Origin of the sequence: Nocardioides sp. (genome assembly GCF_050699375.1) — a bacterium.
Taxonomy (GTDB): Bacteria; Actinomycetota; Actinomycetes; order Propionibacteriales; family Nocardioidaceae; genus Nocardioides.
On record NZ_JBOHDN010000101.1, the window covers coordinates 1 to 11026 of the forward strand.

Annotated in this window: 11 protein-coding genes; 2 read left to right on the forward strand and 9 right to left on the reverse strand. The window is 69.8% G+C overall.

Translation table 11 applies throughout. The annotated features are described in order from the left end of the window. Nucleotides 1-166: 166 nt before the first annotated feature. A complete protein-coding gene (locus ACRDPS_RS07050) occupies nucleotides 167-1000 on the reverse strand; it encodes an alpha/beta fold hydrolase (RefSeq protein WP_431500913.1) in 834 nt (277 codons plus the stop codon). 250 nt (nucleotides 1001-1250) lie between these two features. On the opposite strand from ACRDPS_RS07050, the gene ACRDPS_RS07055 reads away from it, so the two are divergent. Continuing rightward, nucleotides 1251-1814, forward strand: a complete 564-nt coding sequence (locus ACRDPS_RS07055; RefSeq protein WP_431500914.1) for a TetR/AcrR family transcriptional regulator — start codon at nucleotides 1251-1253, stop codon at nucleotides 1812-1814. Nucleotide 1815: 1 nt separating this feature from the next. After that, nucleotides 1816-2985, forward strand: coding sequence for a glycosyltransferase (locus ACRDPS_RS07060; protein WP_431500915.1), 1170 nt, complete (start codon nucleotides 1816-1818; stop codon nucleotides 2983-2985). A gap of 20 nt (nucleotides 2986-3005) precedes the next feature. On the opposite strand, the gene ACRDPS_RS07065 is transcribed toward ACRDPS_RS07060, so the two are convergent. From ACRDPS_RS07065 to ACRDPS_RS07100, 8 genes are all read right to left on the reverse strand, one after another. Further along, a complete protein-coding gene (locus ACRDPS_RS07065) occupies nucleotides 3006-4106 on the reverse strand; it encodes a glycosyltransferase family 2 protein (protein WP_431500916.1) in 1101 nt (366 codons plus the stop codon). Between the two features lie 20 nt (nucleotides 4107-4126). Further along, nucleotides 4127-5515: a purple acid phosphatase family protein gene (locus ACRDPS_RS07070; RefSeq protein WP_431500917.1), complete on the reverse strand. Its 1389-nt coding sequence runs from the start codon at nucleotides 5513-5515 to the stop codon at nucleotides 4127-4129. A gap of 74 nt (nucleotides 5516-5589) precedes the next feature. Beyond that, the gene (locus ACRDPS_RS07075) at nucleotides 5590-6492 is read right to left on the reverse strand and encodes a pseudouridine-5'-phosphate glycosidase (protein WP_431500918.1); all 903 of its coding nucleotides are present in this window, start codon (nucleotides 6490-6492) and stop codon (nucleotides 5590-5592) included. Nucleotides 6493-6494: 2 nt separating this feature from the next. Continuing rightward, entirely contained in the window at nucleotides 6495-7433 is a 939-nt protein-coding gene (locus tag ACRDPS_RS07080) for a carbohydrate kinase family protein (protein ID WP_431500919.1), read from the reverse strand. Between the two features lie 83 nt (nucleotides 7434-7516). Then, entirely contained in the window at nucleotides 7517-8788 is a 1272-nt protein-coding gene (locus ACRDPS_RS07085) for an alpha-hydroxy-acid oxidizing protein (protein ID WP_431500920.1), read from the reverse strand. Between the two features lie 139 nt (nucleotides 8789-8927). After that, complete coding sequence (locus ACRDPS_RS07090) at nucleotides 8928-9599, reverse strand: hypothetical protein (RefSeq protein ID WP_431500921.1); 672 nt, start codon at nucleotides 9597-9599, stop codon at nucleotides 8928-8930. Continuing rightward, nucleotides 9596-10426, reverse strand: coding sequence for an HAD family hydrolase (locus ACRDPS_RS07095; RefSeq protein WP_431500922.1), 831 nt, complete (start codon nucleotides 10424-10426; stop codon nucleotides 9596-9598). Before ACRDPS_RS07095 ends, ACRDPS_RS07090 begins: the two co-directional genes overlap by 4 nt. Next, nucleotides 10423-10929 carry a GNAT family N-acetyltransferase gene (locus ACRDPS_RS07100; RefSeq protein ID WP_431500923.1) on the reverse strand — a complete coding sequence of 169 codons (507 nt, stop codon included), beginning with the start codon at nucleotides 10927-10929 and terminating at the stop codon, nucleotides 10423-10425. The genes ACRDPS_RS07095 and ACRDPS_RS07100 overlap by 4 nt, the downstream gene beginning before the upstream one ends. Nucleotides 10930-11026 lie beyond the last annotated feature (97 nt).

The window sequence follows — 11026 nt, forward strand, 5'->3', positions numbered from 1 at the left end:
GGTCATCGCCTCAAGTTCCTCCCCGGTCCGCCGCCATGGCACGCACTGGGCGGCGTTGCCCCCGCTCGAAAGACCCCGGTATGCCTTCGCGGGGGCGCCTTGCCCAGCACGCACCCTGACGACGGACCAGGGACGAACTATCGGCTCCGACCACTAGCGGTCCGCCTCAGAGGACGAAGTCGCGAAGCAGCCTGGCGAGCACCTCGGGCTGGTCGATCGGGACCAGCGTCGAGGAGTCCTCGACGATCTCCAGCCGCGCGTCGGGATAGTGCGCGGCCAGCCGCGGACCGTGCTCGGCGGGCATCATCGTGTCCTGGTCGGCCCACACCACCAGCACCGGCTTGGTGAACTTCTGCTGCGCCTCGGCCAGCTCGAGCAGCTCCTCCTTGGCCGGGGCGCCGCCGGCGAACTTCATGAAGTCGCGACGGATCTCCCGGTCGGTCAGGGCCGGTGCGAACCAGCCCAGGACGAGGTCGTCGTAGAGGTGGTAGTCCTTGTCGACCGACATCCCGCCGTAGCCGGAGCTCGCCTGCCGGAACCGATTGAGGCGGAACATCTGCAGCGCCGCGGTGAACAGCGGCGGCATCTTCGCGAGCACGGCGAGCGGCCTGGCCGCCTTCGGCGGGTAGTTGTCGAAGGCCTCGCAGGCCACCAGCGCGAACCGCGCGATGCGGTCGGTGCGGTCGGCGTTGATGAGGAACTGGCCGCCGCCCCAGTCGTTGAGGACCAGGGTGACCTCGTGGAGGTCGAGCGCGTCGAGGAAGTCGCCGAGGATGTTCGCCACGCCCTGCTGGCTGAGGTCGGCGTCAGGGTGCATCGGCTGCCGGTGGCCACCGAGCGGCAACGTCGGCCGGATCACCCGGAACCCGCCGAGGTGGGGCATGGCGCGCCGCCACAGGCGACCGTCCATCGGCACCCCGTGCAGAAGCACGAGGACAGGACCGTCACCGCCGGTGTCCTCGAAATCGATCGGACCGGCCGACAGCTCGACGCTGGGCATTCAGGGGGCTCCTCGAAGCAATGGCGTGGGGTCCCACACCTTGCCTCCGACCGAAGACCCGTGCAACGAGAATCGCCCAATTGCCTCCGCATGTGGGTAGATCGCGGGTCTTTGGTCCCTGGGTCACAGGGTCGTGTGGCGCGCGGATGCGTCCAGGTGCGTGGGCGGCGTAGGCGATCGGTCTCTGGCGTTGCCCACCACCGCATTTAGCGTTAATGTCATTAACATGAATATGCCGAGGTCGTACAGAATGGCTTCGCGAGCCGAGAGCGCGGAGCGGACCAAGCAGCGCATCCGCGCCGCGGCAGCCAGCCAGCTCAGGGCGCGGCTACGCTCCGACATCCGGCTCGATGACATCGCGGCAGACGCGGGCGTGACCGTGCAGACCGTGCTGAGGGTCCACGGCAGCAAGGCGGAGCTGTTCCGCGTCGCGTTCGAAGACCTGGTCGCCGAGATGCGCGACGGCTTCACACATGTCGAGCCGGGGGAGATCGGTGCCGCGGTGCGCGCCTGGTTCGACCATTACGAGGAGTTTGGCGGTGTCGTGCTCATCAGCCTTGCCGACGAGCACCTCCCGGAGGTCGCACCCATCGTCGCGACCGGGCGCCGGCGGCACCGGCAGTGGGTCGAGACCGTGCTCGCGCCCCAGTTGCGCCAGGTCGCCACCGCGGACCGGGGACGGGTGCTCGACGCGCTCGTCTGCGCGACCGACGTCTACTTCTGGAAGCTGCTGCGGCGAGACATGGGCCGCTCGCGAGACGAAGCGGAGGACACCATGGAGCACACGATTCGCGCGCTGCTGGGAGCCGGCTGAGATGGCCGACCTGCTGTTCGTCACCTGGGGCGGAGCCGGCAACCAGGTGCCGACGATCGGAGTCGCGGTCGCCGCGGCTCGGCGCGGCCACCGGGTGACGGTGGCCGGATACGCCGACCAGCGCTCACGCTTCGAGAGCCACGGCTTCGCGTTCCGCACGCTCGAACGAGCCCAGCGACGGTGGCCGTCGGCGCCGCCGCAGGACTGGATGCCGGTGCTGGCTGACGTGGTCTGGGCGTGCCCCGATCATCTAGACGACGTCGCCGACCTGCTCAGCACCGGCGAGTACGACGCGATGGTCGTCGACTGCCTGATGTTCGGCGTGCTGGCCGCCGCCGAGCGGATCGGCGTGCGCACTGCGGTGCTCGTGCACAGTGCCCCCGGTGCGCTGGCGCCGCCGCGGGGCGGGTTCGAACAGCTGTTGATGCCGGGCGTCGACCGGGTGCGTACGGCGGCGGGTCTCCCCGCGATCGCCCGAATGTGGGACGCCTGGTCCCCGTTTCCGACGTTCTGCACCAGCATGCGCGAGCTCGACCCACTCGCCGACGCCCTCCCGTCGGGAATCGAGTTCGTGGGGCCCGTGTTCGAACCGATCGCCGGTTCCGAGTGGCGCTCACCGTGGGCGGCGCAGGACACCCGGCCGCTGGTGATCGTGAGCTTCTCGACCGGACCGGCATGGGACCAGCAATCCCGGATCCGGCGTACCGTCGACGCGCTGGGTGACGGCAGCTACCGGCTGCTCGTCACCACCGGTCCGTTCGACGTACCCGACCTGGATCGTCCGGGCGTGGTGACGGCTCGGCACGTCCCGCACGGGCAGGTCCTTCCCGGTGCGGCGGTCACGGTCACCCACGCCGGACACGGCACCGTGGCCGCCTCCCTCAGCCACGGGGTCCCGCTCGTGGCACTCCCCAACCCGGCCGCCGACCAGCCCGCGCTCGCCGCTCAGGTCGAGCGCCTGGGCGCCGGTATCGCGCTCGACGGAGAGACGGCGACCCCGGATCAGATCGCCGAGGCCGTGCGCACCGTCCGCGCCGACCCCTCCTTCGCGGCCTCTGCCCGTTCGCTGGCCGATCGGATCGGATTGATGCCGCGGGCGTCCGGTGCGGTCGCACTGCTCGGCGACCTCGCCGCCGAGCACACCGGGCCCGGGACTACATCAAAGGGGTGACCTGTGGTGGTTGCCGCATCTCAGAGTCCCACAGGCAGGTCCTCATCGACGGCGAAGGCCCCTATCGCCTTGGCCGGGCCCTGCTCGTCGATCATGGCGATGAGGTCGGCGAGGTCGTCGCGGCGGTCCTGCGAGACCAGCCAGGCCATCAGGCGCTGGCCACGCGGAACGGTGGTCTCCTCGAAGGGGACACCGGCGTCGTACCAGAGCTCGAGGACGGCCTCGCGCAGCAGCGACCAGTATCGGTCGGGGTCCTCGGTGGTCGGGTCGACCGAGGCGCGGAAGTGCTCCCACATGTCGATCGGGAGGATCTCGGCGCGCAGCGTCCGCATCAGGACCTCGGAGCCCGACTCCGCCACCAGGTCCAGGGTCTGGCGCTTGGTGTTGACCCGCTCGACCAGGTTGGCGATCTGGGCACGCTTCTGCGTCGCGGACGAGCGATCGGTGCGCACCCGCCAGTCGTAGACGACGTCGGTGAGGACATCGAACTTCTTGGCGGCCAGGAACGCCTGGGTGAGCGCCACCTGGTCCTGATAGCGGGTGCGCTGAGGGAAGGTGATGGCGTTGTCGGTCCAGAACGACCGCCGGAAGATCTTGTTCCACACGAACACGTCCGCCAGCATCAGCGGCGCGTCCTCGATCCGGCACCGCAGGCGCGTGCGGGTGTGGTTGCGGCGCATCAGCGGGGTGACGTACCTCCGCTCCTCACCGTCCTCGACGGTGACGCGCTCGGCAGAGCCGACGGCGAAGTCGGAGCCCGTACGCCGCAGCGACCTCAGCATCGGCGTCCAGGCGTCGCGGGGCAGGATGTCGTCGGGGTCGACGAAGGTGAGCAGGTCGCCGGTCGCGGCCTCGATCCCGGCGTGACGGGCGATCGAGACGCCGGAGTTGGGCTGGGTGATCAGCGTGACCCGGGGATCCTTCGCGGTGATGCCCTTCACGATCTCGGCCGACCCGTCGGTCGAGCCGTCGTCGACCACGACGACCTCGATGCCCGAGATCTCACGCAGGGGCTGGCGCAGGACGCTGTCGAGGCTGTCGGCGACGTACTCGGCCACGTTGTAGACGGGCACGACGACGCTCAGCCTCGGCTTCGTCCTCCTGAATCCCCCCACACGCATAGACTCTAAACGGGCGTACATCAACGCGTCCTCACGATCGTGAGCGTGTCGACCTTGGAGCCGTCGGAGGCGATGACCTCCAGGTCGAGCCTGGCCCGGCCCTCGGCGTCGCGAGGGTGGGCGTCGAAGAACGCCACGGAGTGGGTCGCGTCACCGACCGCCCGGTAGTCGGTCACCTCGGGGATCTTCAGGCCGTGCTCGTCGGTGTAGTAGGACAGCTTGGGCAGGATGTCGGGGTAGGCAGAGGCGCCACCACCGCCCGCGGTGATGTAGATCGTGCCCTCGTCGGTGCTGACCGTGGAGCCGCGCGGCGCCTGCTGGACCGGCTTGCCGGCGCGCATCAGATGCGTGCGCTCGTAGCAGTGGTTGTGCCCGTTGATCACCACGTCGACCTGGTAGCGGTCGAAGAGCGCCTCCCAGCGGTCTCGGATGCCGCCGTCGGAGGCGTGCGCGACGTTGGTGCAGTAGGCGCACTGGTGGAAGCCGACCAGGATGAAGTCGATGTCGGCGCGGGCACGGAAGGCGATCAGCTGCAGCTCCAGCCAGGAGTCGCCGGCGGCGCCCAGATAGCCCTTGTTGCGCGTGTACTCATAGGTCGCGTCGTTGCCGTCGAGCGCGATGAAGGCGACGTTGCCGCGTACGAAGGAGTAGGTCTCCTGGCCGCCGGAGGCTCCGTTGTCGGGATGGCGGAAGCGGGCCCGGTAGCCGTCGTAGCCGAGCTCGCCGTTGCCGTTCTCCATCTCGTGGTTGCCGACCGTGGTCATCCACGGGATCGCCGCGGAGCTCGGCTGGATCTGGGTCAGGAACTCGTCCCAGAGCCCGAAGTCCTGCTGTGACTCGCGACTGGTGCCCATCCCACCGTCGTCGGCGTAGGCGATGTCGCCCACCACGAAGGCGAACTCGGCGCCCTCCCGGCGGATCAGGTTCACGTTGCGGGCCGCGTCCTCGGCCACACCCATGTCGCCGAAGGCGGCGAACCGGAACGGCTCCTCGCTCGGCGGTGCGGTGGTGAAGGAGCCCCTGGTCGCCGGACCGCCGTCGTGGCTGAGCCGGTAGTAGTAGCGCGTGCCCGACCGCAGGTCGCTGAGGTCGACGTGGTGGTAGACGCTGTCGACCCGGCGCGAGGAGACCGACTCGGGTCGGAGGGTGAGGCCGTAGTCGGGCGTGAGGCCCAGGTCGAGCCGCGGCGCCTGCACCGAGCCGGCGGTCGACCAGGAGACGTTCATCCTGCTCACCGGGTCGCTGCCGTAGGAGAGGTGTACGCCGGTGGCCGGCGCGGCCGACCTGGCCGCCTGGGTCCACAGCATCGGTCCCGCGACGACGCCGGTGCCACCGATCAGGCCGGCCTTGAGCAGGGTGCGCCGCGACGGCGCCGTTCTGGCGAGGCCTGAGTGGGGGCTTTCAGTCACGGGAGGATCAACGCATAGACAGACAAGACGTTAGGCCACGTCCGGTGTCTCCGGGGTGAACGGGTGGTGAGGATTTACACACTCACGGCATGGCGTGCGGCCATCTGGGCCCCGAAGGCTGCGTTGTCGCGCACCAGCGCGATGTTGGTCGCCAGGGATTCGCCGCCGGTCAGCTCGACGATCCGGCCGAGCAGGAAGGGCGTGATGTCCTTGCCGTGGATACTGGCCGCCTCGGCGTCGGCGAGCGCCTGGTCGATGTGTCGCCCGATCACCTCGGCCGGGATCTCGTCGGCGGCGGGGACCGGGTTGGCGATCACCAACCCGCTGGGGAGATCGAGGTCCCAGGTGGCCTTCATGACCGCGGCGGCCTCCGCGGGACCGTCGATGCGCAGCGGCGCCGCGAACCCGGAGCCGCGGGAGTAGAAGGCGGGGAACTCGTCGCTGCCGTTGACCAGGACCGGCACGCCGTACGTCTCCAGGGTCTCCAGCGTCAGCCCGATATCGAGGATCGACTTCACGCCGGCGCTCACCACCGCGACCCGGGTGCGGGCGAGCTCGGTCAGGTCGGCGGAGATGTCGAAGGACTGGCTGGCACCCCGATGTACGCCGCCGAGACCACCGGTCACGAAGGTCCTGATGCCGACCATGGCCGCCAGTCGCATCGTGACAGCGACCGTGGTCGCTCCGTGGAGGCCCCGGGCCGTGACGTACGGAAGGTCTCTGACGCTCACCTTGGTGACGTCGGGATCGGAGGCGAGCAGCTCGAGGTCGTCCTGGGTCAGCCCGGCGCGGGGGATGCCGTCGAGCACGGCGATCGTGGCCGGGACCGCGCCGTTGTCGCGCACGATCTGCTCGACCTCGGTGGCCATCTTGACGTTGTCGGGGTAGGGCATGCCGTGGCTGATGATCGTCGACTCCAGCGCGACGACCGGACGGCCCTCGGCGAGCGCGACCCCGACCTCCTCGGTGAGCCGCACCTTCACTCCAGACCCCGCACGAGGCTCTCGTTGAGGTCCATCCGGACGGTGTCGTGGGTGCCGCAGGTCAGTGCCGCCGCCGCATGCCCGAACCTCGCCGCCGTGACGAGATCGATGTCGCGGAGCACCTCATGGGTGAAGGCGGCCAGCATCGCGTCGCCGGCTCCGGTCACGTCGATGACATCGGTCGGCACCGCGGGAAGCTCCTCGTAGACGTCGTGGTAGCTGATCACCGAGCCGCGGGCGCCGAGACGCACCCAGACGACGCCGACACCACGGTCGTGGAGGGAGCGGACCGCCTTCTCGATCTCCGTGTCGGTGCCTGCCGGAAGGTCGGTGAGCGCGGCCAGCTCGGCCTGGTTGGGCGTGACCAGGTAGAGCTCGCGATCGGGGCGGATCAGTCCACGCGCTCGCTTCGCCTTCGTCACCGAGACCGGGTCGAAGCCGACCGGCACATCGAACTCGAGGGCGAGGTCGATCGCCACCTCGGCCGTGCGAACCGGGATGTTGCCCTCGACGAGCACGCCGCGGGCGTTCTTGATCAGGTCGCGGGCCGCCTCGACGACCAGCGGGGAGAACTCGTCGGTCGCGGCCATGTCGGCCACCGCGACCACCAGCTCGCCGGAGGAGTCGAGGACGGCGTTGTAGGTGCCGGTGCGTACGTCCGCCCGGCGTCGCACGTAGGTGCAGTCGACGCCGACGTCCTCGGTGTAGCTGATCACCTCGTCACCGATCGGGTCGTCGCCGACGACCGAGACCAGAGCCACCGAATCACCCAGGCGGGCTAGATTCTCGGCGACGTTGCGCCCGACGCCACCGGGCGAGATGCCCGCGGACCCGGACATGCTCGAACCCATCACCACAGGCTCGTGCGCCCGAGCGTGGAGATCCATGTTGGACCCGCCGATCACGACGATGTCTGGCGGTTGGGGAGGCGTCATCCCCTGCATCGTAGGTGGGGCGCCGGGATAACGCCCCCTCATAAAGTATGAAGTTCCCGCGCCCCGCCTGGGCTTTCTGGCTTTCAGCCGAGGAGCTCGCGGCCGACCTCGTCGATCGAGCGGCAACCGACCAGCCCGAGGGAGAGGTCGAGCTCGGCGATCATGTGCTCCAGGACGGCCTGGACACCCTCCGCCCCGGCGAGGGCGAGGCCGTAGACGTACGGGCGGCCGAGCAGCACCGCGTCGGCGCCCAGGGCGAGCGCCTTGAGGATGTCCGCGCCGGAGCGGATGCCGGAGTCGAAGAGCACCGGGATCCGGCGGTCGACCTCGTCGACGATGCCGGGCAGCGCGTCGATGGAGGCGATGGCGCCGTCGACCTGGCGGCCACCGTGGTTGGAGACGATGATCCCGTCGACGCCGTGCTCCAGCGCGCGCCTCGCGTCGCCGGGCGCCTGGATCCCTTTCAGGACGATGGGCAGGTCGGTCATCTCCCGCAGCCGGTCCAGGTCGTCCCAGATGAGGTCGGAGCGGGAGAAGACGTCCAGAAAGGTCTCCACCGCGGCACGCGCGTGTCCGGATCGCAGGTTGTCGACCAGACGTCCGGGGTGGTGCTGGGCCATCGACCCGAGCGCCTTGAGGGCCGAGGGGATCTCGCGGAGACCGGGGCGTACGTCTGCTCCGGATGCGGCAGCGGCGACCCGCTTCTCGACGAGCTCTCGGAAGGCGGGGTCGGAGGTGTACTGCGCGATCCCGAGTCCCCGCGCGAAGGGCAGATAGCCCAGATCCAGATCACGCGTACGCCACCCCAGCATGTGCGTATCGAGCGTGACGACCAGCGCGTCGGCGCCGATGGCCTCGGCGCGGCGTACGAAGGACTGGACGATCGTCTCGTCCTTCGACCAGTAGAGCTGGTAGAGCCGCGGGGTGTCGCCGAGGTCTTCGGCGACCTCCTCCATCGGGACGGAGGCCTGGGTGGAGATCATCATCGGGATCCCCGTCGCCCGCGCGGCGGCCGCGACCTCGTGCTCGGCGCGCGGGTGGGCGAGCTCGAGCACGCCGACCGGTCCGAGCATCAGCGGCGCCGGCATGTCCACCCCGAACAGGGTCGTGCGCAGGTCACGGGTCTCGACGTCGGTCATCATCCGGGGCACCAGCCGGAAGTGGTCGAAGGCGGCGGTGTTGGCGGCGACGGTGCGGTGCTGGCCGGCTCCGCCGGCGACGTACGCCCACGCCGCGTCGCTCATCACCTTCCGTGCCGCCTCCGCGAGCGCCGAGGGCTCGGTCGGAACGACGGGACGATGACCGAACAGGCCCTTGCGGAAGATCGCCGACTGGAGGTCTCTGCCGATGCTCACGCGCGAAGGTTACTCGCGGCGGGCATTTTCCCGCCATGGCGGGGAAACGCCGGTGGGTTCCGGGGCTTGGCGCGGCATTTTCCCGCCATGGCGGGATTTTGCCCGCGCCGTCCTGAGCCGTGACCAAGGAACGGCCTGCTCAGGGAGTCTTGCGCCGCCCGAGGAGCTGCACGACGGCCAGGCCGAGGAGACCGACGACGACGAGCACGACGCCCGGGGCGGCGACCTTGACGAGCTTCTGCCCCTCGGGCGAGGCGGGCTCGCTGAAGCTCACCTGCTGGGGCTCCGGAGCGATCTCCTCGGGGAACTCCTTGGCGATCTCCGCCTGGAGCTTGTCGGTGTATTCCTCGACGCGCGGCTGGGTGCCGGCGGCGATGATCGAGCCGCCCTTCTGCTGCACGAAGAAGTAGTAGTCCTCGTTGGTGCTCAGCGACTTCTTCTGGCATGCACCGGGGTTGAGCCCGACCTTGATGCTGCTGCCGCCGGTGACACCCTTGAGCGCCTTGACGACGGTTACCGGGTATTCCACCGGGCCGCCCCTCTTGGTCGCCTTGCCGGCGCCGGTCACCCGGGCGTGGAAGACCAGCGGCTCCTTGACCGCCTCGCTGAGCTTGAAGGCCGGGCACTTCGCGGGCGCCGTCACCGGCGCCGTCGCTGGCGCCGTCACCGGCGCTGTCACCGGCGCCGCCGCCGGTGACGTGACGGGCGCGGCCATGGCCGAGGCGGAGCTCATCGTGATCGCTGCCGCGGCGAGAGCGACGGCAGCGATGGATCGGGGGACGCGGCGCATGCCGCAGATCAAACCAGTCACAGGCCGAAGACTCCAGCCAAGACCCGCGCGACACCGTCATCTTCATGCCCGGGTGCGAGGTGGGAGGCGCACGAGACGACGCTCGGGTGGGCGTCCGCCATGGCGTAGGACGTCCCAGCCCAGGTCAGCATCGGCAGATCGTTGGGCATGTCACCGAAGGCGATCACCTCCGAGGCGGAGATGCCGAGCTCGGTGCAGACCAGCTCCAGGGTGGAGGCCTTGGTGACCCCGGGAGCGCTGATCTCCAGCAACGGGAACGAGGAGTGGGTGACATTGACCCGGTCGCCGACGACGGCCACCGCCGCGGCGAGCAGCTCGTCGGCGTCGTCGTGGTCGTGGCGACGCGCGAGCAGCTTGATCAGCGGCTCGTCGGCGAGGTCCGCGATCGCCGCGCTGCGTCTGGCGGGCCGCTTGCGGTCCGACATGTGCGCCATGAACTCCGGCTCGCACGACCAGCCTTCGAGCGACTCCGTCGCGAAGGCCAGGCCGGGGAGGTTCGCCTTCAACGCGAGCGCGACCTCGCCGGTCAGGGCCGGCTCGATCAGGCGAGTGAGCCGAGGTACGTCCGCGGCCACGTCCCACACCAGCGCGCCGTTGGAGACGATCGCCAGGCCGATGCTGCCGATGTGCTCGAAGAGCTCTCGCGTCCAGCGCAGCGGCCGCCCGGTCACGAAGATGACCGGCACGCCGATCTCCTCGAGCTTCACGAGCACGTCACGGGTGAAGTCCGAGACCGAACCGTCCGCCCTGACCAGGGTGCCGTCCAGATCGGTGGCGACCAGCTTCGGCACGTCGGCCTGGGGCACAGCCGTCTGGTCCACAGTCACCTGACCATTGTGCCACCGGGGCGTGCCATCACCAGATGGCCGTCCTCGTCGGCGCCACGAAGGTCGGTGAACCCGCACTTGGCCAGCACCCGGAGGCTGGCGGCGTTGGTGGGCTCGACAGAGGCCCGGATGCGTACGCCCTCTTCGTCCGCACACGCCAGCAGTCCCTTGAGCGCCTCGGTCGCGAACCCCCACCCGCGCGCCTCCGTCACCAGGCCGTAGCCGACCTCGGTCTCCGGGGTGCCGTCGGGCGCGAGCTCCGGCGGTCCGAAGAAGCCGATCGAGCCGAGGACGGTCGTGTTGCGCATGATGTAGCGCGAGCTCCACGGGTCGTCCTCGACCCACATCGTCGCCGCGTCCCGGTCGTCCTCGCGCGGGAACTCGGGATGCCAGCTCGGCAGCCGGGCGAGCTCGCCGAACCGATCGCGAATGGCGTCGACGTCGGCGCGAGTCCACAACGGCAGCGTCAGCCGCTCGGTGGTGACGGTGTTGGGAAGAGTCACGAGGTGGCACTCTGCCACCCGGGTACGCCCCGACCAACCGGAAAACGCCGGGCGACGCCCCGGGCGACGACGGCACTTTCCCGCCATGGCGGGGAAC